This is a genomic window from Merdimonas faecis, assembly GCF_001754075.1.
GTDB lineage: Bacteria > Bacillota > Clostridia > Lachnospirales > Lachnospiraceae > Merdimonas > Merdimonas faecis.
The window spans coordinates 66,405-92,200 of the sequence record NZ_MIEH01000006.1; the positions used below are offsets into that span (position 1 = coordinate 66,405).

Genomic DNA, 25,796 nt, shown 5'->3' on the forward strand with positions numbered 1-25,796 from the left:
AGTTTTTCCTACTCTTTCTTATTTTCAATTAAAAGCTGTCTGCAAAATCTAATGCCGCATCTGCATTTTCTTCCTGCTCCCTGTCCACCGAATCAAAAGCTAAACCAGCTTCTTCTTTTTCTTGCATAAACGGCTGTCCGACACCATTCATATACGGATGCAGCAACTCCATGAGATTTTTCGCAAGTAACATAGGAACCGATTCTTTTACCCCTTCTTTGATAGCGTTCTGCACCTGTCTCAGAAACGCATCTTCCTTTTCCCGAGTCTCCAGGTAAGGATCTTCTTCCTTCTCATATTCCCGACCAAAATAATCATTCACAGCAGCTACTACCGCCCGTGTATAGGATTTATACTTTTTCCTGTTCATGGTCTGTAAATACTCCCAAGCCTGACGGTCTGCTTCGTCCAGCAGATTCAGGCGGATATTTGTATTGATGATCTTCCGTTCTTTTCTCATGCTCATATCAGTCTGCCTCCGTTCTTCTGAATTTTTCTGACTGCCAGCATCTCATAACCTTTTGCCGCTGCACAAATATCATGGATAATGGTTACCCGGTTCCTGACATAATCTCCAAAGTTTTCGATCATACAGCCACCGCCCCCGACTACATACAGCCGCATTAATTCCGGATTATATTCGTGTTCCCTCAGTTTCCGAAAAATTTCTGCTGTATAATCTCTTGCAGCCGCTTTCATAACATCCAGATAATTTTCCCCGATATCTGCTGTTCCTTTTCGGATCACCTGTTCAATGACCAGATCGTCCACTACTGCTCCCATCCTCCTTAATAACTGTTCCCTGACAGCCAGCACACATTGATGTGTCCCGTATTTTTCAGTAAAACATTTCTTTTCTACCGGTCGTGAATTATTGATATACATGATATTCATTGTCCCATTTCCGATGTCCGCCAGCATATTGATTCCCTTAAATTCCTGCAGATGATATGCGACAGCTGCAAATCCCTGTGGAAAAATATCTGCCCCGATAAACTCTACATGATAAGCTTTTCCACGAAACACAAAATCCACCACTGCATTCTGAAGCAGATAATCACGGAACGTTTCTTTCTGACTGCTCACCCATGTCAGCGGAAGTCCGGCAGCCAGATGTACTTTCGCCTGATCCACCCCTTTACTTTCCAACTCACTGGCAACGGCCGCAAGTGTAAGGATGTAATAGTCCTCATCCTCCGTTTTTTCTGCCCGAAACTCTTTGTGTTCTTCTCCAATCTGGTAATACACTCCTTGGTAAACCAGAAGGTTATTCTGGAAGGTAGGCTCCTTTTCATATCTGGTTACACCTGCCTGAAAACATCTGCAGGCTGTTTTCATGTTTCCATATCCGTGATCCACACCAATCACTGTAATTATCTGATTTTCCTTATTTTTCATCATTCTCATATTATCTTTCTCCTTTATTTTTTTGAACCAAATTAATACTTACGCTCTTTGATAAGATAAATATTTTATTATCTCTTTCATTAATTCTTTAATATTAAGTTTCTTACATACTTAATAGTGTCCCATGATCCTGCACAGGTTTTTCCCACATAGACTTCTCCTATGGCCTGACATTCCCAGATGGGAATAACCCATGCAGGGATTTCCTATGGTCTGATGTATCCAGATTGTAAACCTATATGGCATATTTTCATATCTGCTCATTCATTTTCCTTCCCCGAAGGTACTTCACGGACAATATATTCCGTATCCCCATAACAGCCGTCACAATACCTGATCCTGTGTCTCTCCACATATCCATGATGTTCTAATTCTTTTATCGCTGATCTTACAGAATCAATCCCATCCCTGCTTAAAGATGCCAGCCCCTTCATATTATAATTCCAGTCATCTGGCAAACTCAGCATCAGAGAAAGAAGGCCTTTTGCCTTTAAAGAGAGTTTCTTATTCTTGAAATGATGATTGCTCATAACTGTAAAATTCTTCGTCCGCTCCACCCGGAACACCTGTGACATAGCTTCACCTCCAATAAAAAAGGCACAAAGCCTTTCATGACCTGTGCCTTATCTTCTATTTATTTTGTTTATCTTTTCTTTTAGGAAACGTAAATCAGTTCCGCCAAAATCATTTCCTCTGCAATTGCCCTATGCTGATTGACTGCTCTTACCCATGCCATATGGTCATCCTCCTTATCTGGCAAAGGGTCGCTCTTTTCCAGCTGTTTCAGTATAATTTCTTCCCGCGCCTTTGCTACCCGGTCAATTTCCAACAAATGCTCGCCAAGCGTATCTTTTAAAAGCATCACCTGATATTTTGCCCGTTTGCAGTTTTTCAGGTAATCCCTGCGCAAGAATCCGTATTTTCCGATATGCAACATCTGTTCTCCAGATTTATATTCCAGTTCCGGCAGCAAATACCCATTCACATTTTTATAATTCAGTTCCATAACTCTACCCTCTCTCCATTATATTTCCTGTTGAACATCTTTTTTCTTATTCTGATGTGCCCATCCTTTCAGTAGTTTTTCGATCAGATCTGCCTGTTGAGCCGGTGTATAATCTGGTGGAAAATACTTTCCAATCCGGTCAAAAGGAATTTTTACCTGTTCCCTCTGGTTAGGCTTGAGTTCCTGAAGAATATCATAAATCATGTCCATATCAAGCTGTTTCTGCTGGCTCATCCTCTTTAACCGGTTGGCCTGTGAAATATTCGGAATACACTGTTCCAGTTCCATTACAGCATGAAGCTCATACTGTTCTTCTTCTGTCAGGAATGAAATTTCCACTGCAGAACGGATTGCCAGCAATTCCCGGTCAACCATATCCAAAATCTTCGGTATCAGTTTTGTGAGACGAATATAACGCTTAATCTGGGTCACACTTTCTCCCACCATCCGGGCAAGCTGCTCATTGCTCCGATAACCGGCTGCAGAATCCGTCTTTTTAATATTTACCTTGCCATTTTCAGAGATATCCGCTTCTAATAAAGATATCTCAACCATTTTCTCAATACACTTCGGTTCCAATGGGTCCGAAGATAATTCCTTTCTTTTTCCCTGCCGGTTCATTGCCTGTAACCTCATCTTATAAGCAAAGGCTTTTTCGCTCGGCAGAATTTTTTCTCTCTGTAAGTTACTGTCTATCATTGCGATAACAGCCTGATCATCATCCATACTACAGATGATAGCTGGAACTTCTTTGATTCCCGCCCAGAGGGCAGCTTCTTTTCTTCGATGCCCTGCAATGATTTCAAATCCTTCTCCATCCGGATTTTTACGGACGAGCAGCGGCACCAGTATACCTTCCTGCTGAATACTTCTGCGCAACTCAAAGAGTTCCTGATTTCGTTCTACTTTAAACGGATGTTCTTTGAAGTCATGCAATTCCCTTATTTTAATCATTCCAATGTCTGCACCCGGCACGTCAGTCTGTAATGAACACATCGCTTTCTTTTTTACCATTTGAATTTTCCTCCTGTTCCGTACAAAAGAAAAAGGACTCTTACCTTCCAGAAAAGCTCTGAAAACAAGCGTCCTTTTCACTCTTATCTACGATATTCAGATTGAAATGTTACATCAACTTTTATGTGTCTACTCATACCACATGCAGAACTACAGACACCTCTATGCCATCCATAATCTGTTTTTTTCGTCCCTGTTTTCCTGTCGGTGCGAAACTCATATACCTCGCAAAATGCCTAAAACAAAGGATTTCTACGAATTCACCCGATGTAGACAACAGACAGTCTCCACATGCACCGTGTGCGGGAATTGATCAACAGCCTTCGCCTTCCTCACCTCATACCCATTTTCCCGCAAATATTTCACATCTCTCGCCAGCGTTGCCGGATCACAGCTTACATATACCACTTTTTCCGGCTGCATCTTCACGATCGTCCGAAGCAGCGCCTCATCGCATCCCTTCCTGGGCGGATCCACCACGATCACGTCCGCATGCGCCTTCTCGCCATGCTCCTTTTCATACGCGGCATAATATTCCGGCAGAACTTCCTCTGCCTTACCCACATAAAACTCCGTATTCTGGATCTCATTCAAGGCCGCATTTTTCTTTGCGTCCTGGATCGCCTGCGCAATAACCTCCACACCGTATACCTGCCTGGCCTCTTGTGCCAGAAACAGCGAAATCGTACCGATCCCACAATACAGATCCCACACCGTCTCTTTTCCGGCAAGCCCCGCATATTGAAGCGCCGTAGCATACAGCTTTTCTGTCTGTACGGGATTAACCTGATAAAAAGACAGCGGAGAAATCTGATATTTCACCTCACCGATCCGGTCCGTGATAAACGGCTTTCCATAGAGAAGAATGATCTCCTGGCCCATGATCACATTTGTTTTCTCCCTATTGACGTTCAGGGTAATGCTTGTCATTCCGGGGATCTTTGCCAGCCGCTCCACCAGGACTTCTCCATGGGGCAGCTTTTTCCCATTGATCACGAGACAGACCATCTGTTCTCCGGTAGAAAATCCTTTTCGCAGCAATACATGACGAACCAGCCCCGTATGAGACTCCTCATGATAAGGCTCTACGTTAAACTCTTCCATATATCCAAGAATCACCCGGAGAATCTGCTTATTCTCCTTTGCTCCCAGCACACAGTCAAGCTCTGGCACCGGAATAATACTGTGAGTCCTGCCCGCATAAAATCCCGCTGTCAGCTTTCCGTCCCGGTCCCTTCCGATAGGAAACTGCGCCTTGTTCCGATAACGGAACGGCTCCTCCATCCCGCAGATCGGCTCCATTACTTCTTCCAAAAGCTGTTCCGGCACGCCGCCTAAACGGATCAGGTTGTTCTTTACCTTGCGCTCCTTGAACTCCAGCTGGGCATTATAGTCCATTTCCTGGATCTGGCAGCCTCCACATCTTTTGGCCTCCGGACACCTCGCTCCAATTCTCATCTCTGACGGCGAAATAATATTCATCAGTCTTGCATAGCCAAAATTCTTTTTCGCCTTCATAATCTTTGCTTCCACCACGTCACCGATCACCGCATCCTTAATAAACAAAGTGTATCCATCCACCTTGCCGATCCCCTCTCCACTCGTGCCGATATCCGTGATCTCCACTCGAACAATATCATTCTTCTGCATAAATATACCTCAAATACTCATTTAGGGACACCCTATAACGCAAATGGGGACGTACACCTTTTGCGTTTGTCTACGTCCCCATTTGCGTACGTCCCCATTTGCGTTCTGCTACATCTGCGTTTTCCGCAGATTGGTTTCAAACAGCCGGTTATACCCAAGCCAGTCGTTGCTTTGTTTTTCTTTGAATATTTCTGTTAATGTCTGCATCTTGGCATCGGTACAGTCCGCAAAGTTCAGTGCCAGTGCCTCGGCCAGTGCGGGCTTTTTCGGGGAGCCGTATTCCAGCTCGCCATGGTGCGCCACGATGCAGTGCTTCAGCTCGCTTGCCAGACGCGGCGGAAAATCCGGGATACTGCGGATGGCGTCATCCATCATCTCCACCCCGATAACGATATGCCCAAGCAGCTGCCCGTCATCCGTATAATCATTATCCGGGAATGCAGACAGTTCCTTTGTCTTTCCGATATCATGGCAGATCGCCGCCGCATATAAAAGATCTTTTTTCAGGATCGGATATGCTCCTACCATATATTCACAAAACTTCACCACGCTTAAGGTATGCTCCAGAAGCCCGCCGGAAAAGCTGTGATGCACGCTTTTTGCCGCCGAATGTCCCTTAAACCGCTTGATGAACGTCTCGTCTTTTACAAAATAATACTCCACAGCCTGCCTGAGGTAAGAATTTGTGATCTGGCTGATAAATCCCAGGAGTTCCTGGTACATCGTTTCCGGATTTTTCTCCGTAGTCGGCATATAATCCGCCGGCTGATACTCCTCCTCAGATACTTTCCGGATCTGCTTGATATTCATCTGCAGATTATTATTATAGCTGATGATATCACCATATACCTCGATAAAATCCTTCTCCTCATAATCCGCGATTCCGCCGGAATTAGGGTCCCATACCTTCCCATCCAGGGTCCCTGTCTTATCCTGAAGGATCAGATTGTCGTACGGCTTGCCATTCCTGGTCTCTGCCGACCGTTTCCCTTTACACAAATAAATATTCCGAATCGTTTCACCCTCTCGCAGGGTATTGATATATCTCATATTAACTGCCTCTTTCTGTCTTTCTTGTCATCCTGTCGTCCCGGCTTAAGACCGGGTCTTCTACTCTTTACTTCCCACTGTCACCGAAAATGTAATGTCAACATAGCCGCCGGATCCGCGCCGCTGTCCTCTGATCCTTACCTCGTCGCCGCTGTCCCGGTCCATCAATGCATTATGATAAGCCATAAGAGATTTCACTTCTTCTCCACCGATACTGGTAATGATATCGCCCGCCTGGATCCCGGCCGCCATAGCCGGGGACTCCGCATCTACTTCCTTTACATAGACGCCTTCCGGGATTCCCTGATTGGCAATCTCCTCCGTCACGTCTATTCCCTGAATACCGATATACGGAATTGTCTCATCATTAGACAGCTTTTCAATAATATCCTTAATATCTGTGATCCCGTAACCGGTCACCAGATTCATGCTGTCTTCCTCAGACACCGTCTGATCGATCACCGCCGTCACTTCGCCGTCCAGATTCACCATAATGCCGGTTCCGTCCGCAGCCGCGGCAATATCTGTACAGATCAGACGGTATTCCCCGTCTGCCGTTTCAATAAAATTCCTGGTTGCCGCCACGGTTCCAAAGCCAATGCCGCCCTCGTAGCCAAACTGCTTTCCGATCACAATAACCGGGTTCCCCTTGCTCACTGCATTGGAGCTTCCCAGTACCGCCGTCTTGATCTGGGACCAGGTGCTCTGCTGGATTTCAACACGGTTCACCGCATAAATGCCAAAGCCCAGATTTCCATCACGTTTCTTCAAAGATGCCGCATAGGAAGTCCCGTCATAAAATGTCACATGGATCTCCTGTGCATCTGCCAGCACGGACGTCTTCCCAAAAATCAGGAGCTCTTGCCCGTTATCCGCAATGATCAGTCCCGTCACGCTGTTTTTATTATCATAAGACTCATTCATCCAGTCCTGGCTGCCGGTCACGCCAGTAATTTCCACCACCGCCCGGCTTGCTTCCAGTGCGGTCGCCGTCATCTCCTGCTGCATCTGCCGGAAGCTTTCCTCATCCAGCGTCTGGGCCACCTGCTGCTCCTGCTGCGACGCATCCTCTTCTTCCTCTTCTTCCTCTTCCGGAATGGTCACTTCTTTGGGGCTGCTTTCAAAGATTCTCTCCATCAATGGTTTTACGGCATAAAAACCAAAGCAGGCGATGATTCCAAACGCCAGACCCAGACAAAGGGTCCGAAGCAGATCTTTCTTCAGCTTCTGTACGGCGCCGCCTGCTTCATCCTTGATCGTTTCCTGCAGAAAGGAATACTCCTCTCCGGAAGTATCCTGCTCCTTTTCGGAGGCATCCTGCTCTTTTTCGGAAATTTCCCGCTCTATCTGTGGATCTTTATGCTCTTCCATCGACGCATCCATCTCCTTTACAGTCCTTTTAATAGTATACATGATGGCGTTCAAATGTTCAATATTTATCCTTTTCTTTATAGTTCAAATAGGTTAGAATAGAGAGCAGGTGAAGCATATGAATCAAAAATCATTAACAAAATTAGAATACAACAAAATCATAGAACTATTAACGGAGCAGGCATCTTCCTTCGGCGGCCAGAGCCGATGCAGAAGGCTGAAACCCATGACGGATATCGCGGCCATTACAAAAGCCCAGGAAGAAACGGCCGCCGCATTTACCCGTATTGTAAAGAAGGGTCGTCCTTCCTTCGGAAGCGTCCACCCGGTCAGCGATTCCCTGAAGCGTCTGGAGATTGGCGGAACCCTGGGAAGCGGAGAACTTCTCAGGATCTGCAAGGTCCTGGAAAACACGGCCCAGGTAAAATCCTACGGACGTCACGAAAATGCCGATGACGCCGAAGACTGCCTGGATCCTCTGTTTTCACAGCTGGAGCCGCTGACGCCGCTTAGCACAGAGATCCGCCGCTGTATCCCGGAAGAAGACGAGATCAGCGACGACGCCAGCAGCACGCTTCTTAAGATCCGGCGCTCCATGAACCAGATCAACGACAAGGTTCATGCCACGCTGACCTCTCTGGTGAACGGATCCTTACGTTCTTATCTCCAGGATCCCATCATCACCATGCGGGGCGACCGGTACTGTGTCCCGGTAAAGGCCGAGTACAGAAGCCAGGTCCAGGGGCTGATCCACGACCAGTCCGCCACCGGATCGACCCTGTTTATTGAGCCCATGTCCGTGGTAAAGCTGAACAATGACTTAAAGGAACTGTACGCCAAAGAGCAGGAAGAGATCCAGGTTATCCTGGCTCGCCTAAGCGCCGACGCGGCAGAACACACAGATGCCATACGCACAGATTATTCCGTCCTGACAGAGCTGGACTTTATCTTTGCCAAAGGCTCCCTTGCCCTGTCCCAGAACGCTTCCATGCCCCGGTTCAACACAGAGGGCAGGATCCACATCCGGGAGGGACGTCATCCGCTGCTGGACAAAAAGACGGTTGTTCCCATCACCGTCATGCTGGGCGCGGACTTTGACCTTTTGATCGTGACAGGTCCCAACACCGGCGGAAAAACCGTCTCCTTAAAAACCGTAGGTCTCTTTACCCTGATGGGCCAGGCCGGCCTTCATATCCCGGCCCTGGACCGCTCAGAGCTTGCGGTCTTTGACCAGGTATACGCAGACATCGGGGACGAGCAGAGTATTGAGCAGAGCCTCAGTACCTTCTCCTCTCATATGACCAATATTGTTTCCTTTTTAAAGCAGGTAAATGACCGCTCTCTGGTACTGTTCGACGAGCTGGGGGCCGGAACCGACCCGACAGAAGGCGCCGCCCTTGCCATCTCGATCCTGAACTATCTCCATGAGCGGGGCGTACGCACCATGGCTACCACCCACTACAGCGAGCTAAAGGTTTACGCCCTCAGCACGCCGGGTGTAGAGAACGCCTGCTGCGAATTTGACGTAGAGACCCTGCGTCCCACCTATCATCTGCTGATTGGTATTCCGGGAAAGAGTAACGCCTTTGCCATCGCCGGAAAACTCGGACTTCCAGAGCATATCATTGCGGATGCCCGCACCCGTCTGTCCGAACAGGATGAATCCTTTGAGGATCTTCTGACAGATCTGGAATCCAGCCGGCGCACCATCGAAAAGGAACAGGAGGAGATCGCCGCTTATAAACGGGAGCTGGAGCGTCTGAAAACGGAGGTCAATGACAAAAAGGAAAAACTGGAAGCACAGCGCGACAGGATCCTGAAAGAGGCCAATGAAAAAGCCCGCGAGATCCTGGAGGACGCCAAGGAAACCGCAGACGAGACCATCCGCAATTTCCACAAGTTCGGCAAGGAGAATATATCCGCCGCTGAAATGGAAAAAGAACGGGAACGCTTAAGAAAAAAAATCGGCTCCGTCAGCGAAAAGACAAAGCTTGGCGCAGACAGACCAAAGAAACAACACAAACCTGGTGATTTCAAGCTTGGGGAATCCGTTAAAGTCTTAAGCATGAACCTCACCGGCACCGTTACTTCCCTGCCGGACTCCCGCGGCAACGTCACCGTACAGATGGGGATCTTACGCTCCCAGGTCAACATCTCTGATCTGGAGATCATCGAAGAGGCCCCCTCCTACACGGCAAAAGGCATGCACCGGACCGGAAAGGGAAAGATGAAGATGGGAAAATCCTTCTCTGTAAGCCCGGAGATCAACCTGCTGGGCAAGACAGTGGACGAGGCCGTGGCCGCCCTGGACAAATACCTGGACGATGCCGCTCTTGCCCATCTTTCCAGCGTCCGCGTTGTCCATGGAAAAGGAACCGGGGCTTTGCGCGCCGGGATCCATAATTACTTGAGAAGACAAAAGCACGTCCGCTCGTTCCGGCTTGGCGCCTTCGGAGAAGGCGACGCCGGAGTGACCATCGTGGAACTAAAATAGACATGAATTTCCAAGGAGGCCTGCTATGGTAAACAAACAAAAAATACTGATTGTTGACGACGATGAAAATATTGCAGAGCTGATCTCCCTTTATCTCACCAAGGAGTGCTTCGATACTCTGATGGTCCACGATGGAGAAAAAGCCCTGATCGCATTTGATACCTATCAGCCGGATCTGATCCTCCTGGATCTGATGCTGCCGGGAATCGACGGCTATCAGGTCTGCCGGGAGATCCGTGCAAGATCCAACGTGCCCATCATCATGCTCTCCGCCAAAGGCGAGGTCTTTGACAAAGTCTTAGGATTGGAGCTGGGCGCAGATGACTATATCATGAAGCCCTTTGATTCCAAAGAAATGGTGGCACGGGTGCGCGCGGTCCTGCGCCGCTACCAGGCGGTCCCAAAGCCGGAAACAGCAGCCGCAAGCCGCGAAAAGCGCGTATCCTATCCCGGCATCACCATCAACCTGACCAACTATTCCGTCGTGGTGGATGGCGAGACCGTGGACATGCCGCCGAAAGAGCTGGAGCTTTTATATTTTCTGGCTTCTTCTCCCAATCAGGTATTCACAAGAGAGCAGCTCCTGGATCAGATCTGGGGCTATGAATACATCGGAGACACCAGAACAGTGGATGTTCACATCAAACGGCTTCGGGAAAAGATCAAAGATCACGATTCCTGGAGTCTTAGCACGGTCTGGGGTATCGGATATAAATTCGAAGTCAAATCATAAAGAACAGAAGGGATTCCATGCGAAGCACACTTTATCTGAAATTCATTATCCTATATGTGATATTCGGTTTCTTAAGCCTGTTTACGGCAGCCACCCTGACAAGTGGTCTCGTCGCCCAGCCACTGGAGCGCTATATCGCCACCAATATGTACGAAGAGGCCAGTCTGGTCGCCAGCGATTATCTGCCGCAGTATTTCTCTGAACGGCTGACACTTAGCGATGTCCGGCTTCAGCTTTCCGGAATACAGACACAGCTTGACGCCTCCGTATGGTTCCTTTCCCAAGATGGGGAAATGCTGGCCTCTGCCCAGTCAGACGGGTATCCGGCCGCCCCGGATCAGATCGAAGACTTTGACCCTGCGGAAACCGGCAGCGCCCGCTATCAGATCGGCACCTACCACTCCTGTTTCGACGAGGATGTGATTACGGTCATTGCCCCTGTAGTCTACGGGTATTCCCCCCACGGCTACCTGATGATCCACAAATACGCTTCCGACATCCAGGATATCCAGACGCTCCTGATGCGGGCAGTCTACATTACCCTGCTGGTCATCTTTCTTCTGTCCTTCGTGATCCTGCTGGGCTTTCAGTTTTTTGTCTACCGGCCCTTGCGGAAGATCACGGAGGCAGCCACCCAGTATGCCACAGGCAATCTGGGCTACGAGATCCCTGTCAACACCGAGGATGAAATGGGGTATCTCTCAGCATCTTTAAATTATATGTCTTCTCAGCTCCGTGACATCGAAGACTATCAGAAAAAATTTGTCGCAAACGTCTCCCATGACTTCCGGTCTCCTCTGACATCTATCAAAGGATACGTGGAAGCTATGGCGGATGGAACGATCCCCCCGGAAATGCATGAAAAGTATCTGAAGATCATTCTGTTTGAAACGGAACGACTGACAGACCTGACCCAGGATCTTCTGACACTGAATGAGTTCGATAATAAAAACATGCTGCTGAACCGGGAGAAATTCGACATCCATGAGGTAATAAAAAATACAGCCGCCTCCTTTGAAGGCACCTGTACCCAGAAAAAAATATCTATTGAACTGCTTCTTGCCACCAAGCATCTGCAGGTTTATGCGGACAAGCGCAAGATCCATCAGGTTTTATACAATCTTCTGGACAATGCGATTAAATTCAGCGATCCAGAATCCACCGTTACCATCGAAACCACCGAACGCGGAGAAAAGGTCTATATCTCCGTCAAGGATTACGGGATCGGGATCCCACGTAACGCGCTGAACAAGATCTGGGAGCGCTTCTACAAGACAGACCTGTCCCGGGGCAAGGATAAAAAGGGAACCGGACTTGGCCTTGCCATCGTAAAAGAAGCCATTCAGGCTCATGGCGAAAACATTAACGTGATCAGTACGGAAGGCGTTGGTACAGAGTTTATCTTTTCCCTTCCAAAAAAGGCCCAGGACTCCTAGTAAAGGAGTCTCTGGGCCTCATCTGAATCTATATTTTCTGCATCCACCCACAGGTATCCTGTGTTGACTACCGCTTCATTTCCCTGTGCAAGAGTTGCTCTGGCAGCCGCTACTATCGTGGCATATCCCATGCCGTAAGGATTCTGTACGATCAGCCCGCTGATCCGTCCGTCTTCCAGTGCACTGACCTCTTCTTCCTCTGCATCATACCCCATGATCACTGGCGCTTCTGCTCCAGTATCTGCATCTCCCATCGCATCTGCCGCCTCCAGCGCCATCAGCACAGCGTCAGAGCTTGTCGCAAAGATTCCCGTAATATTCGGATACTGTGTAAGAATTTCCTGTACAGGATCGGTTTCTTCTCCGGCATCCGCCCACTGATCCATATAGCAGCTGCCGGCTATCGTAATGCCCGGATACTGATTCTGGATCTCGTCCCGGAAAGCACTTTCCCTTACCGTGTCTGCCTTCGCCTTCGAGTTGTCCACCAGAATCAGCACCTCTCCGCTCTCTCCCAGCTCTTCTGCCATTTTGCCGGCGGCCTCTCTTGCCGAGGCATCATTGTCTGTTCCCACCGTAGCCATCAGGCCCTGATAGTCGCTTCCCGAATCAAATGCCACTACCGGGATCCCGTTTTCAGCGGCAAGGTCAAACTGCACCTCGCAGGCGTTAGCATCAGAAAGAGCAATGCCCACCGCCACCGGATATCTGGCCAGTTCTTCATCCAGGATATTTACCTGTTCATCCACGTCATCACTGACCGCCGCAGCATTATAAGTCGCTCTCACCCGGTCGCCGCCCTCATATCCCAGTGCCGTATTGATATCCTCGATTGCCTGATCCATGCCGGCCTGCACCTCGTCCCAGTAGGCCCCGCTCTCTGACCTTCCCAGGACAGAAATATAGGAGCCGGGCTCCAGATTCAGTCCGTTTACATTATTATAAGCAGACGGCTGGATCCTTCCAAGCTTTTCCTGCTCCGGAGTGATCTCGGGCTCTGCCGACGTTTCCTGCGCAGCCTGGCTGCTCTCCGGCACGTTCTGGGAGCTGCAGCCCGCAAGGAGCATTACCCCCGCCAACAGCACCGCTGTTCCTCTATATCGTTTCTTCATTACTTCTTCTCTCCTGTTCCAATGCATCTGTTTGTTATATCAACTCACTGTAACATCAAACACTATACACCAATTTGACCGAAAAGTGTTTAAATTTTTTCTTAAATTTTCATTCTTGGATTTAATTTCGTACATGAAAGTTATTTTTTCGTCCGCACTTGTATATTTTTCCGGTTTGTATTATGATAAGGATAAACAAAAAAAGACAGGCGTCCCCGCCTGTCAGAATTCTAAAAGGAGGGTACATATCATGGCACATGTAATTAGTGATGAATGTGTAAGCTGTGGCGCTTGCGAAGCTGAATGTCCAGTTGGAGCTATCTCTCAGGGTGCTGACCACTATGAGATCGATGCTGATGCCTGTGTTGACTGTGGCGCTTGTGCTGCTCAGTGTCCAACAGGAGCTATCTCCGAAGGCTAATCCATATCAAAGATCAAAAGAAGCTGTTACACGAAAGAATGATTCCGACGTGTAGCAGCTTCTTTTTTATTGTCCGACGCCTTTCCCCTTTTTTTGCAGTGAATCTGTGCTATGATAATAGCGCCATAGGACAACTTATCATTAATAAGGGGGTATGACTGATGAGTAATCACGCTTTAGAACAGCTGAAACGAGAAACCAAAGATGACGAGCGCCTCTATGGCTGTATAAGGGAGCTTTACGAACAGGGAGTCCCTTTTGCGGAACTGAAGGCTCTGATCCCGGACATCCGCCGCACCCGAGAACAACTCTATCTCAAACGGATGCTGGAAAACAACAACGAGGTACTTCTTTCCATGTTCAGCAAGGAAATGTCCTTTCTCCTGGACGCCAAGGAGCGGCGTCAGGAAGAAGAATTCAAAAAACTGGACCAGCTCATCCGCCAGCAGCAGTCCTACCGGAAAGCCGCCGCAGAGTCTGGTCCCATTTCCAGGCTGAAAAAATTAATCCTGCCTGCTTAGATTTGCAAACTTTGTATATTCTCCAAGCCAGGCCAGATGAACGGTCCCCACAGGACCGTTTCTTTGTTTTGCAATGATGATTTCTGCCTGCTTCTTATATTCAGAATCTTTATTATAATATTCATCCCTATAAATGAACATAACCACGTCCGCATCTTGCTCGATGGCTCCGGACTCCCTAAGGTCCGAGAGCATGGGCCGCTTGTCCGGACGGCTCTCCACCGCGCGGGACAGCTGAGACAGTGCGATCACCGGTACATTCAGCTCCCTTGCCAGCCCTTTTAAGGACCTTGATATCTCAGAGATCTCCTGCTGCCTGGACTCAGAACTTCTCCCCACGCTTCCCGTCATCAGCTGCAGGTAGTCGATGATGATCAGATCCAGATCATTCTCCAGCTTGTACTTCCGGCACTTGGATCGAAGCTCTGACACCGAGATTCCCGGCGTATCATCAATGATCAGCTTGGACTGCCCGATGATCCCCGCTCCCTCGATCAGCTTTTCCCAGTCAGAGTCCTTCATATTTCCTGTACGGAGGGCCTGGGCGTCCACCTGAGATTCCAGAGAAAACAGACGGTTTACCAGCTGCTCCTTCGACATCTCCAGACTGAAGATCGCCACGCTGCGGTTCTTCTTAAAAGCCACATACTGTGCGATATTTAACACAAACGCCGTCTTCCCCATGGAAGGTCTCGCCGCCACCAGGATCAGATCCGAGGGCTGCAGTCCTGAAAGTTTGTAGTCCAGGTCGATAAATCCGGTAGGAATCCCGGTCACGGTACCCTTATTTTTGGATGCCTTCTCGATTCGCTCCAGCGCATTTAGTACCACCTGGCGGATAGGCACATATTCCCCGGTATTACGGCGCTGCAGCAGCTCAAACACTGATTTCTCCGTCTTTTCCAACACCGCCTCCAGGGGCTCCTTCCCTGCATAGCAGACATTTTCAATTTCCTCATTCAGCTTGATCAGCCTTCGCATCATTGCCTTATCTGCCACGATCTGGGCATAATATTTGACATTTGCAGACGTAGGCACTGCCGTTACCAGATCCCGGACAAATTCCAGGCTTGCGATCTCCGGCGGCACATCCTTTTCCCGCAGGCGCTCCTGCAGGGTAATAAGATCCACCGGCTTCCCTTCGTTAAACAGCTCCACCATGGAATCAAAAATAATTCCATAGGCGCTCTGATAAAAATCACTGCCACTGATCATTTCTGACGCGGCAGTGATCGCATCCTTATCCATCAGCATCGCGCCTACGACGGACTGCTCTGCTTCTATGCTATGGGGCATCACTCGTTTGATGAGCGCTTCTTCCATGCGTGACTCCTCCTATGCGTGATTCCTCCTATGCCTCTTCGGTTACCAGCACCTTTAAGTCTGCCGTTACTTTCGGATGCAGCTTAATCGGTACAACATGGGTACCCGGCACCTTGATGGCCTCTTTTAACTGTACCTTCTTTTTATCGATCGTCAGATCCAGCTGCTTTTTCACCTCTTCTGCAATCTCCTTGGAGGACACGGAACCAAAAGCCTTTCCGCCTTCTCCCATCTTAATGGACACCTGGATCTGTCCGGCTTCGATCTGTTTTCCCAGCTCTTTTGCCGCCTCATACTGTTCCTGTGCGATCTTATCATCATTGGCCTTCTTTAGCTTCAGGTCGTTTAAGTTGCTGCTGTTGGCCTCCACACCTTTATTTTTCTTCAAGATGAAGTTTCTTGCGTATCCGTCGCTGACCTCTACGATTTCTCCCTTCTTCCCCAGAGATTTGATATCTTCTTTTAAGATTACTTTCATGCTAAATATCTCCTCCTTCTATCATTTCATCCAACACCCGTTTCAGCTCCGCTACTGCCGCATCCACGTCTGTGTGATCGAACTGGGCCCCGGACGCATTCATGTGTCCGCCCCCTCCAAAGCGCTCCATGATGATCTGTACGTTGACCTCATCAATGGACCGGGCACTGATATAAATCCTTCCATTATATACTGTCAGTACAAAGGATGCCTTTATGCCGTTGATATCCAAAAGCTCGTCCGCCGCCTGTGCCCCGATGATCGTAGGGCTTTCAATGGTCAGATCTCTGCCCACCGCAATGGCAAACTTCTTATGAAATACTTCCGCGCTGCTGATGATTTCCGCCTTCGCGCGGTAGGCATCCATATCGTCCCGGAGCATTTTACGAACTAATGTAATATCTGCTCCGCATCTTCTTAAAAATGCCGCCGCTTCAAACGTACGCACACCCGTCCGGTTTACAAAATTATTGGTATCGATCATGATTCCGGCATAGAGGCTGCTTGCCTCCAGCTTCGGTATCTTTACATCGTCTACAATATACTGCAGAACCTCCGCCACCATCTCACACGAAGAGGACGCATACGGCTCAATGTAGGATAAAAGCGCATTATCAATATTATCGCTGCTCTGCCTGTGATGATCCAGTACCACGATCGTTTTCGTCTTTTTCAGAAGTTCTTCACACTCTGTCATCTGTGGACGGTTCGTGTCCACAACGATGACCATGGACTCCTCGTCCACCATAGGAATCGCCTCTGCTGACGTCAGGAACAGATCATCCGGATAAGACGGATCTTTTTCATAGCACTCATACAATGGCCGCAAAGACGCAGATATCTCATTGATCACGATATGTGCATTTTTTTCCAGCGCTGCTGCCGCACGATATATTCCGATAGCCGCACCGAATGCATCTACATCCGTCAGCTTATGTCCCATGACAAAAATCTTGTCTTTAACCGTGATGAACTCCCGCAAAGCTTCTGCTTTGACCCTCGCCTTCACCCTTGTATTTTTAGACGTCTGCTCACGCTTTCCGCCATAATAGGTGATGCCATTGCAGTCCTTGATCACAGCCTGGTCGCCGCCTCTTGCCAGTGCAAGATCGATCGCCACACGGGCGTAGTTATAGCTCTGTGCATAGGATACCGTACTGAGTCCCAGACCGATACTCAACGTAGCCGGGATCCCGTTTCCGATATTGACGGATTTTACATCCTCCAGAAGAGAGAACTTGTCTTCCTCCAGCTGCTTGAAATACTGCTTCTTGATGACGATGAAATATTTATCGTTCTCCATCTTCTTTACAATGCCGTCAACTTTCGCAATATACTGATTGATCTTCCGGTCTACCAGCGCCATCAGAAGAGACTGGCGCACCTCTTCCACGCTGTCCACCACCTCATCATAATTGTCAATGTAGATCAGACCTGCCACCAGACGCTGCTCTTCGTTTTCCCGGATATACCGGTTCAGCTCTGTTACATCCTGCAGATAAACCGCAATAAAGTATTCTTTTTCTTCCGGCATCTGCAGCAGCTGCTCTGTTTCGCTGAAACCGCGCACCGACACTCTCCTCAGCTCGGCCCGGTACTCCTTATCCTCGCAGTAGACATCCATCTCCACGATGTCGCCCTCCTGCTTCGGGAAAATACTCACATTCAGCTCCGGAATGTACTTGCTGATATAGGCATCCCCTTTCGGTTTCCCTCCCAGAACCTTTTCAAACTCGCCATTCATCCACACTGCTTTTCCGTCATCTAAAAGAATCGCATAGGGAATGGCCAGCTCTCTTAGCAATACATTCTGAACAATGCCGTACTGAGCAGCAAACTCTACCAGATCCTTCATGATGATAGACTTACTGTAAATATACAGGAATCCTACCATTATGATATAGATGATGACGAAAATCAGCATCAACAGGCCCGCACGCCGATCCATGCGGTAGATCCAGATATTCAATATGGCAAGCAGGACTGCCATCACTGCCGGGAGCTGCATGTAGAGGCGCAGCTGCCCTTTTAACTGCACACTTTGTTTTTCCTTTTCCGACATAGTTATATCCTCCGGCTCATACCTATGCATGATTATACCACTTTTTGACATAAAAGAAAAGACAGCATTTTTTGTCCAAAAATGCTGTCTTTTGCCTCTTTTACGCTTCTCTGTAGCCGTTTGGATTCTGTGACTGCCATCTCCAGGTATCCTCGCACATCTCGTCGAGTCCCCTTTCAGCCTTCCATCCCAGCACCTTCAGCGCCTTGGACGGATCTGCATAGCACATGTCAATATCTCCTGCACGCCTTGGCTTGATCTCGTATGGGATTTCCTTTCCGCACGCCTTCGAAAATGCTTTTACCATATCCAGTACCGAGTATCCTACGCCTGTACCTAAGTTGATCACATCCAGTCCCGGGTTTGTGAAGATATAATTGATCGCCTTTACATGGCCGATCGCCAGGTCTACCACATGGATGTAATCCCGTACACCGGTACCGTCCGGCGTATTGTAGTCATTTCCGAAAACGCCCAGCTTCTCGAGCTTTCCGACTGCCACCTGAGAAATATACGGCATCAGGTTGTTGGGAATTCCCTTTGGATCCTCTCCGATACGTCCGCTCTTGTGTGCCCCTACCGGATTGAAGTACCGCAGAAGGATCACGTTCCAGTCCGGATTTGCCTTCTGAACATCGGACATGATCTGCTCCATCATAGATTTGGTCCATCCGTAAGGATTGGTGCACTGTCCCTTCGGGCAGCTTTCTGTGATCGGCATCTCCTCCGGGCTTCCGTAAACGGTAGCGGAAGAACTGAACACGATATTCTTGACACCCACACGGTTCATCACATCCATCAGCGTCAGTGTTCCGGTAATATTATTCTGATAGTATTCGAGCGGCTTCTGCACCGACTCCCCGACTGCCTTAAGCGCCGCACAGTGGATTACCGCATCCACATTTTCCGCACGGAACATTGCCTCCAGAGCCGCACCGTCCAGCACATCGCCCTCATAAAATTTGACAGTCTTTCCTGTCAGCTCTTCGACTCTCCGAAGAGATTCCTGTGAAGAATTGCAAAGATTATCATATACGACTACTTCGTATCCTTCATTCAAAAGCTCCAGTGCAGTGTGGCTTCCGATATATCCGGCACCGCCTGTGATCAGTATTTTTGCCATCTCGATACCTCCTAGTTTATAACTTTTCTTTACGCTTGACTGCTCAGCTTCTTAACAATTTCGTTCATAGTATACCACTTCTGCTCCATATCTTCAACCAGCTTGAACTGAGTCCGGCAGCGGTCCAGGTTATGTCCCTCCCTGTGGACCTTAAAATAAGTATCACCCTGAAGGTAATCTGTCAGGAACCTCATTCCGCACTCAAAGGTCATGGTCTTAGCTCCCATCGGCAGAAGTTCGATCTCCTTATCCGTCAGCTTTCCGCCGCAGCCTTCAATGTATCCTTTTGCATACAGTTCAAACAGCTCCATGCTGCAGGACACCTTAGAAAGATCCTTCTCGTCTTCAGCAGCCGTGCTGGCTCCAAACCGGATGGAATCTCCAAAGTCGTGGACCGCAAGCCCCGGCATAACGGTATCCAGGTCAATGACGCAGATTCCCTTTCCGGTCTTATGGTCGATCATGATATTGTTAAGCTTGGTATCATTGTGGGTAACACGCAGCGGGATTTCACCTTTTTCCAGCAGCTCGCACAGATAATCCGCCACATCTTTGTGGTCCAGCACAAACTGGATTTCCTTTTGCACGGAAGCTGCTCTTCCCATCACGTCCTCTTCCACAGCTTTCTTAAACACCTCGAACCGCGCTCTGGTGTCATGAAAGCCTTTGATCGTCTCATGCAGCGTACCGGCTGGATAATCCGCCAGCAATCGCTGAAAGTTTCCGAAGGCCACCGCACTCTGATAGAAATCCTCCGGATTCTCCACCTGGTCATAGCTGGTAGCATCCGTGATAAATTTGTATGCTCTCCAGTAATCTCCTTTGGAATCCTTGTAGTAGGGCTTTCCGTCCGCCGCAGGGATCACGTTCAGCGTCTCCCGGTCCGGATCCCCTCCGTTTTCCTCAATCCGCTCCCGCAGATAAGAGGTTACGCCGGTGATATTTTCCATCAGTGATACCGGGTCTGTAAATACATCCTTGTTCATTCTCTGCAGGATCACCCGGATCTGTCCCATCACTCCGATCTGGTAGACCAGAAGAAAGGTGTCATTGATATGTCCGCTTCCATAAGCCTCTGCACTCATCAGCTTTCCTTCAAAGGGAAAATGCCCGATCGCTTCCAGCTTCTGTTCATTTGTTACTGGCTCCATTTTTATTCCTCCCATAAATGCATCGGATAAAGCCCCTCTTCTTTCATCCTGCGAAGTGCCGCAACAACAACAGGCTTATCCTCTTTATAAGTTACTCCATACCACTTGTCTGCCGACTTTAAGACCGCTACCGATGCCTGGTCCTTTTCTACCAGACCGCTTACAACTGCCGGCAGGAAATACTCGCATTTCATCGGGTTCTCCTTCAGTCCCTGGTCTAAGAACGCCGGAAATCCGTCCCGGATCTCTTCCAGGATGCTCTTTGAAAATCCCCACATATTCATGGAAACAGTGGTGTCTGCCGGTACAAATGTCCAGGTCTTTCCGTCATCCTCAGTAAATGCGATCCCTCCGTCCCGTTTTTCAATCCGGGTGCGTTCATGGATAGACACCAGTTCTCCTTTCTCGTTCATATCGCAGATCCCGCGGGCCACATGTCCATTATCCGTCACCGTGTTCCCCAGATGATAACCTACCATTGTATAGCGATACTTGTCATCATCCTGATGGCTGGACAGATAGTCATAGATCAGCTGAAATGCTTCCTGCCCATAATAATCATCTGCATTGATTACCGCAAAAGGTCCGTCGATCTGATCAATGCAGCTTAAGACCGCATGTGCCGTTCCCCATGGCTTTATGCGCCCCTCCGGCACTGTGTATCCTTCCGGGATATTTGAAAGCTCCTGGAACGCATATGAAACTTCCATATACTTTGACATACGGTCGCCCACAGCCTCCCGGAAGTCCGCTTCATTTTCTTTTTTAATAATGAAGATTACCTTCTCAAATCCTGCCCGCCTGGCGTCAAACATGGAAAAATCCATGATAATATGCCCGTCCTCGTCTACCGGATCGATCTGCTTAAGTCCGCCATACCGGCTCCCCATACCTGCCGCCATGATCACTAACACTGGTTTATTCATACCGCTTCCTCCTTTAATTTTGTTCTGTTTCCTTCTTGTCTTTATTGTAATTGACTTCATAAAAATATGCTTTATACTATTTTATCTTTGATTTGCACAATTTTCCATCTTTTTCTTTGATTTTCTGCAAATAATAGAGTATGATGATACTAGAGTCATTTGAAACAATTCGAAACATAAAGGAGAACACAGTGAGTTACAACGGTATTCATCTGGAAAATTCTATATCCATTGATAAAATTTTCAGTATTCATTATTTTGAATATATGAACACCTTTTCTTTTGAGGGAGAATCCCATGATTTCTGGGAATTTATCTGTGTCGATAAAGGAGAAGTGGGCGTTACGGCAGGTTCTGAGCACCTGATCCTGAAAAAGGGTGATCTTTTGTTTCATCCGCCCAATGAATTTCATGCGGTAAAGGCTACCGGAGAAATCGCCCCCAACCTGATGGTCGTCTCTTTCGGCTGTCAGGATGAGGCCATGCAGTTTTTTCAGAAACGGCATTTTAAGATCGATAAGACCGAACACAATCTGCTTGCAGAGATCATCGCCGAAGCAAGGTGGTGCTTCGACTGCCGTCTGGACGATCCTTATCTTCAGAACATGCCGCTGAAAAAACCGGACAAGTTCGGGGCACAGCAGATGATCCGTCTTCACCTGGAGCATCTCCTGATCCACCTGATCCGCCGGTACAGCCGGCCCTCTTCATCCACAGAGCCGGCCTCGCCGGAGCCTTTGAAGAGTACCAAAGAGAAAAATGATATGGAAACGCTTCGCCAGATCATCGAATATCTGGAGGTGCATTTAAACGGCCATGTGACCATCGAACAGATCTGCAGGGACAATATAATCGGCCGCTCCCAGCTCCAGAAACTGTTTAAGGAGCGGTGCGGCCTTGGCATTATCGAATATTTTTCACATATGAAGATCAATGCAGCCAAGGAAATGATACGGACAGGGCGGATGAATTTCACCCAGATCTCCGAGCACCTTGGCTACACATCGATTCATTATTTTTCCCGGCAGTTCAAAAAGACAACCGGCATGACGCCCTCGGAGTACGCCTCCTCCATCAAAGCCATGGCCGAAGCCCGGTTTAACGGAGAGCCTTAAGGACACGTCCGGCAGGGCCTGAAGACATCTGCGCTATCTAGCAGGGCGCTTTGGAAAGCGCAGCTTCATCTGCCACGATCGTTACATCCTCATGCAGCTGCAGGATGGATGCCGGCACCTCCGGAGTCACCGGTCCGAAGAATGCTTTTGCCACTGTCTCAGCCTTATCCTCTCCGCTGACTACCAGAAGGATCTTCTTTGCACGCATGATGGTGCCGATTCCCATGGTGTAAGCCTGGCGCGGAACATCATCTGCGGAGGCGAAGAACCGTTTGTTGGCTTCGATCGTGCGTTCTGTAAGATCCACACAGTGCGTCTCTTTTGCAAAGTCTTCTGCCGGCTCATTGAACCCGATATGTCCATTGTGTCCCAGTCCAAGAAGCTGCAGATCCACTCCGCCCATGGAACGGATCAGCGCTTCATAGCGTGCGCACTCTTCTTCACTGTCTTCTTTTGTGCCATCCGGAAGATTTGTATTCTCCGGTTTGATATTCACCTTATCAAACAGGTTCTCATGCATGAAGTAATAGTAACTCTGGTCATTTTCTCTGGGCAGTCCCTTGTACTCGTCCAGGTTGACAGTACGCACCTCTGAAAAATCCAGATCCCCCTTTTCATACCATTCTACCAGCTGGCGGTAGGTTCCCACCGGTGTTGATCCGGTAGCCAGTCCCAGCACACAGTCCGGCTTTAAGATTACCTGGGCCGAAATAATATTTGCGGCCTTTCTGCTCATTTCCCCATAGTCTTTTACTTTGTAAATCCTCATAATAACCTCCTACCTCTCTCTTCTGACAAGCTTCGCAGATGCGAAAAATTCCGGGAGATGAAAGTCCGGCGTCTCCGACAGCACCGGCGAATAAGACGCATAATGCTCACATGCCGCCGTCTCTGATATCTTATAGAAATTACACCGGAACCGGCTTCCCTCCTCCAGATGCAGCGGTCCGTATATCTGCTCTAAAACCGAAAGCGGAATCTTGAGCGTAATGCTCCACCTGTCGCTTTCTATACATGCTTTGCAGGAAAATGCCCGAACCTCATCTTTGGAAAAATAAGACCGGTAGACTCGCTCCTTCCCATAAGCCGCCAGCAGCGCACCATTTGCATTTACCTCAAGATTCATATAAATCGGGAAGCCTTCCCTTTCCCGGTCCGATTCAAACATGACAAAAGCTTCCATCGCACTGTCCTGGTAAACCGGATCCTGATCTTCGGTATATGTCCTGAGGGGATCCGCCTCCTCACATACCATCTTCAGATAAAAGCCGTCCCCCGGCACAAAGCCAAGGTAGCCATAGGTCTCCGGGATCTTTTTCGTTCCCCACAGGAGCGTTTCCACCCGAAATGGCCTGGTCATCTCAAGCTCACTGCTGTTCTGAAGGATCTCCACATCCACAAGCTGTTCCTCTCTTTCATATTTAATTGCATAAAAGCATTTCTAGTCCCATAGTACCAAAAAGCAATTTCAAAAACAAGATTGGGCAAATGTATTTTCATAAAAGTACAAAAAAATCACATAATCGTCCACTTGGGGACAGGGCAAAATGCAGATAGGGACACCGGCTAACGCAATTGGGGACGTACACCTTTTGCAAAGGTGTACGTCCCCAACCTATACCTCTCTGGTATATTTTTTCAGCCATTCTTTTTCTTCGTCGTTCAGATATGGCGAAACTTTTTCGTATACGGTTTTATGGTAATCGTTCAGCAATGTTTTATATTCTTCCGACAGCATTTCTACCTTCACCGCATCCAGATCCATCGGGACATAAGTGATGGGCTCGAAATACATGAACTGGCCGTATTCATTTTTCACGCCTTTGCGCACCAGGATCTCGTTCTCCAGACGTACGCCGTGAGAGCCTTCGAAGTAGATTCCAGGCTCGTCCGTCATGATCATGCCTTCCATAAGCTCGGCAGTCTCGCCCGGACGGTATCTCCAGCGGAATCCCGCCGGTGACTCATGGATGCTCAAAAGGTAGCCAAGGCCGTGCCCGGTTCCATGGTTGAAGTCAAGCCCTCTGTCCCACAGCGGCTTTCTTGCCAGCAGGTCCAGGTTCATTCCCACGCAGCCTTCCATGAATTTTGCGCTTGCCAGGCTTAAGTTGCACATCAGGATCAAGGTAAAGTGCTCTTTCATGATGTCCGGTATCTCGCCCAGCGCATAGGTCCTGGTAATGTCAGTGGATCCTTCATAAAATCCGGCCCCGGTATCTGTCAGGAAAATATTTCCTTCCTTCAGCTCTACATCGGTCTCCGGCGAGGAGGTGTAGTGGCAGAGCGCCGCATGTTCTCCATAGGAAGAGATCGGCTCGAAGCTTGGACGGATAAATCCGCCCATCTCAGCACGGAACTCATCCAGCTTGTCGGATGCGCTCATCTCTGTGATCTTCATCTTGCCCACGTTTTCCTTTAACCACTTCATAAATCTTACATGAGCCACACTGTCCTTGATCTGAGCTTTGCGCATATTTTCGATCTCCACCGGATTCTTGACGGCCTTGAACAGGATCTCCGGATTCCGTTCCTCTACCTTGCGAACCTTGTCGGAGATGTTGCTGTACATAGCATAATTCACTCTTACCGGATCCAGCAGGAGGCAATCTCCCTCCCCGTATGCTTTGATGTCCTCATAAATATCATTATATGGATGCAGGACCACATCGTCAGCCGCCAGGACTTCCTTCATCTCATCGCTAAGCTTTGTCTCGTCAATATACAGATGCATCCTGTCCATCGTAATAATCGCATAGGACAGCACCAGCGGGAAGAACTCAATGTCATTTCCACGGATATTTAAAGTCCAACAGATATCGTCGATAGTAGTCACCACGTGCACATTAGCTCCGCAGTTTCTCATATACTCCCGGATCCGCGTCAGTTTACTGGCCGTTGTCTCGCCTGCGTACTTCTGCTCCAGGATAAACGCAGGTTCCCTGGAAAGCGGCGGACGGTCTTCCCAGATCGCGTCGATCAGGTCATAATCGTAAATAATCTTTCCGTTCTTTCTTTCTACAATCGCCTTATAGCGGAGCCCGTCTCCCATAGACACGACACGTCCGTCAAATCCAAGCGTCTCGCCCTCGCCGAGAGTTTCTTCCAGATACTCGTCGATGGTCGGCACTCCCGGCTGGTTCATCTTCATCATTTCCACCGTCGTGCCCTCGATCTGCTTTGCCGCCTGGATAAAATATCTGCCGTCTACCCAGAGCCGCGCCTCCGTTTTTGTGATTACTGCCGTCCCGGCAGATCCTGAAAAGCCAGTGATGAATTTTCTGGCTTTAAAATATTCTCCTACATATTCGGTCTGATGAAAATCTGCAGTCGGGACGATATAGATATCGATCCCTTTTTCTTTCATCTGTTCCCGCAGCTTAACAATCCGTTCTTTTATCTCCAT

24 protein-coding genes are annotated in these 25,796 nt (G+C 48.6%); 6 read left to right on the top strand and 18 right to left on the bottom strand.

The window, feature by feature from the left end; translation table 11 throughout:
* Positions 1 to 28 precede the first annotated feature (28 nt).
* The 8 genes from BKD12_RS02310 to BKD12_RS02345 all read right to left on the bottom strand — a co-directional run bounded on the left by BKD12_RS02310 (position 29) and on the right by BKD12_RS02345 (position 7,540).
* On the bottom strand, positions 29 to 466 hold the full coding sequence (locus tag BKD12_RS02310) for a hypothetical protein (RefSeq protein ID WP_242872685.1): 438 nt from the start codon (positions 464 to 466) through the stop codon (positions 29 to 31).
* A complete protein-coding gene (locus BKD12_RS02315) occupies positions 463 to 1,407 on the bottom strand; it encodes a ParM/StbA family protein (RefSeq protein ID WP_070087714.1) in 945 nt (314 codons plus the stop codon). Before BKD12_RS02315 ends, BKD12_RS02310 begins: the two co-directional genes overlap by 4 nt.
* 260 nt (positions 1,408 to 1,667) lie before the next feature.
* Positions 1,668 to 1,982: a helix-turn-helix domain-containing protein gene (locus BKD12_RS02320; protein WP_070087715.1), complete on the bottom strand. Its 315-nt coding sequence runs from the start codon at positions 1,980 to 1,982 to the stop codon at positions 1,668 to 1,670.
* Between the two features lie 80 nt (positions 1,983 to 2,062).
* Positions 2,063 to 2,413 (bottom strand): TnpV protein, encoded by a 351-nt coding sequence (locus tag BKD12_RS02325; protein WP_070087716.1) that lies wholly within the window; start codon positions 2,411 to 2,413, stop codon positions 2,063 to 2,065.
* A gap of 18 nt (positions 2,414 to 2,431) precedes the next feature.
* Entirely contained in the window at positions 2,432 to 3,427 is a 996-nt protein-coding gene (locus BKD12_RS02330; protein ID WP_083262796.1) for a ParB/RepB/Spo0J family partition protein, read from the bottom strand.
* A 252-nt stretch (positions 3,428 to 3,679) separates the two neighbouring features.
* The gene (gene rlmD, locus BKD12_RS02335; RefSeq protein WP_070087717.1) at positions 3,680 to 5,077 is read right to left on the bottom strand and encodes a 23S rRNA (uracil(1939)-C(5))-methyltransferase RlmD; all 1,398 of its coding nucleotides are present in this window, start codon (positions 5,075 to 5,077) and stop codon (positions 3,680 to 3,682) included.
* A gap of 108 nt (positions 5,078 to 5,185) precedes the next feature.
* Entirely contained in the window at positions 5,186 to 6,127 is a 942-nt protein-coding gene (locus BKD12_RS02340) for a 3'-5' exoribonuclease YhaM family protein (RefSeq protein WP_070087718.1), read from the bottom strand.
* A 60-nt stretch (positions 6,128 to 6,187) separates the two neighbouring features.
* Complete coding sequence (locus tag BKD12_RS02345; RefSeq protein WP_242872686.1) at positions 6,188 to 7,540, bottom strand: S1C family serine protease; 1,353 nt, start codon at positions 7,538 to 7,540, stop codon at positions 6,188 to 6,190.
* 76 nt (positions 7,541 to 7,616) lie between these two features.
* Here BKD12_RS02345 and BKD12_RS02350 point away from each other — a divergent pair, with 76 nt between their 5' ends.
* The 3 genes from BKD12_RS02350 to BKD12_RS02360 are packed head-to-tail and all read left to right on the top strand — an operon-like array spanning position 7,617 to position 12,161.
* On the top strand, positions 7,617 to 9,992 hold the full coding sequence (locus tag BKD12_RS02350; RefSeq protein ID WP_070087720.1) for an endonuclease MutS2: 2,376 nt from the start codon (positions 7,617 to 7,619) through the stop codon (positions 9,990 to 9,992).
* Positions 9,993 to 10,017: 25 nt separating this feature from the next.
* Positions 10,018 to 10,725: a response regulator gene (locus BKD12_RS02355; protein WP_070087721.1), complete on the top strand. Its 708-nt coding sequence runs from the start codon at positions 10,018 to 10,020 to the stop codon at positions 10,723 to 10,725.
* A gap of 17 nt (positions 10,726 to 10,742) precedes the next feature.
* Positions 10,743 to 12,161 carry a HAMP domain-containing sensor histidine kinase gene (locus tag BKD12_RS02360; RefSeq protein ID WP_070087722.1) on the top strand — a complete coding sequence of 473 codons (1,419 nt, stop codon included), beginning with the start codon at positions 10,743 to 10,745 and terminating at the stop codon, positions 12,159 to 12,161.
* Here BKD12_RS02360 and BKD12_RS02365 read toward each other — a convergent pair.
* Complete coding sequence (locus BKD12_RS02365) at positions 12,158 to 13,273, bottom strand: substrate-binding domain-containing protein (RefSeq protein WP_070087723.1); 1,116 nt, start codon at positions 13,271 to 13,273, stop codon at positions 12,158 to 12,160. The genes BKD12_RS02360 and BKD12_RS02365 overlap by 4 nt on opposite strands.
* Positions 13,274 to 13,523: 250 nt before the next feature.
* Between BKD12_RS02365 and BKD12_RS02370 the strand changes: the two genes are divergently transcribed.
* The gene (locus BKD12_RS02370) at positions 13,524 to 13,694 is read left to right on the top strand and encodes a 4Fe-4S ferredoxin (RefSeq protein WP_070087724.1); all 171 of its coding nucleotides are present in this window, start codon (positions 13,524 to 13,526) and stop codon (positions 13,692 to 13,694) included.
* A 161-nt stretch (positions 13,695 to 13,855) separates the two neighbouring features.
* Positions 13,856 to 14,215 carry a hypothetical protein gene (locus BKD12_RS02375; RefSeq protein ID WP_070087725.1) on the top strand — a complete coding sequence of 120 codons (360 nt, stop codon included), beginning with the start codon at positions 13,856 to 13,858 and terminating at the stop codon, positions 14,213 to 14,215.
* Here the strand turns inward: BKD12_RS02375 and dnaB are convergent.
* From dnaB to BKD12_RS02405, 6 genes are all read right to left on the bottom strand, one after another.
* A complete protein-coding gene (dnaB, locus tag BKD12_RS02380) occupies positions 14,198 to 15,538 on the bottom strand; it encodes a replicative DNA helicase (protein ID WP_070087726.1) in 1,341 nt (446 codons plus the stop codon). The two genes, BKD12_RS02375 and dnaB, sit on opposite strands and share 18 nt — an antisense overlap.
* Before the next feature lie 28 nt (positions 15,539 to 15,566).
* A complete protein-coding gene (gene rplI / locus BKD12_RS02385; protein WP_070087727.1) occupies positions 15,567 to 16,016 on the bottom strand; it encodes a 50S ribosomal protein L9 in 450 nt (149 codons plus the stop codon).
* Position 16,017: 1 nt separating this feature from the next.
* Positions 16,018 to 18,078, bottom strand: coding sequence for a DHH family phosphoesterase (locus BKD12_RS02390; protein WP_070087728.1), 2,061 nt, complete (start codon positions 18,076 to 18,078; stop codon positions 16,018 to 16,020).
* Between the two features lie 100 nt (positions 18,079 to 18,178).
* A complete protein-coding gene (galE, locus tag BKD12_RS02395; RefSeq protein WP_070087729.1) occupies positions 18,179 to 19,201 on the bottom strand; it encodes a UDP-glucose 4-epimerase GalE in 1,023 nt (340 codons plus the stop codon).
* A 29-nt stretch (positions 19,202 to 19,230) separates the two neighbouring features.
* A complete protein-coding gene (locus BKD12_RS02400) occupies positions 19,231 to 20,352 on the bottom strand; it encodes a phosphotransferase enzyme family protein (protein WP_070087730.1) in 1,122 nt (373 codons plus the stop codon).
* 2 nt (positions 20,353 to 20,354) lie between these two features.
* Positions 20,355 to 21,278, bottom strand: a complete 924-nt coding sequence (locus BKD12_RS02405) for a nucleotidyltransferase family protein (RefSeq protein ID WP_070087731.1) — start codon at positions 21,276 to 21,278, stop codon at positions 20,355 to 20,357.
* Positions 21,279 to 21,469: 191 nt separating this feature from the next.
* On the opposite strand from BKD12_RS02405, the gene BKD12_RS02410 reads away from it, so the two are divergent.
* Complete coding sequence (locus BKD12_RS02410; RefSeq protein ID WP_070087732.1) at positions 21,470 to 22,393, top strand: helix-turn-helix domain-containing protein; 924 nt, start codon at positions 21,470 to 21,472, stop codon at positions 22,391 to 22,393.
* A 37-nt stretch (positions 22,394 to 22,430) separates the two neighbouring features.
* Here the strand turns inward: BKD12_RS02410 and nagB are convergent, their stop codons facing one another.
* From nagB to BKD12_RS02425, 3 genes are all read right to left on the bottom strand, one after another.
* On the bottom strand, positions 22,431 to 23,162 hold the full coding sequence (gene nagB / locus BKD12_RS02415) for a glucosamine-6-phosphate deaminase (RefSeq protein WP_070087733.1): 732 nt from the start codon (positions 23,160 to 23,162) through the stop codon (positions 22,431 to 22,433).
* A gap of 9 nt (positions 23,163 to 23,171) precedes the next feature.
* On the bottom strand, positions 23,172 to 23,792 hold the full coding sequence (locus tag BKD12_RS02420) for a carbohydrate-binding family 9-like protein (RefSeq protein WP_070087734.1): 621 nt from the start codon (positions 23,790 to 23,792) through the stop codon (positions 23,172 to 23,174).
* 216 nt (positions 23,793 to 24,008) lie between these two features.
* Entirely contained in the window at positions 24,009 to 25,796 is a 1,788-nt protein-coding gene (locus BKD12_RS02425; RefSeq protein ID WP_070087735.1) for an aminopeptidase P family N-terminal domain-containing protein, read from the bottom strand.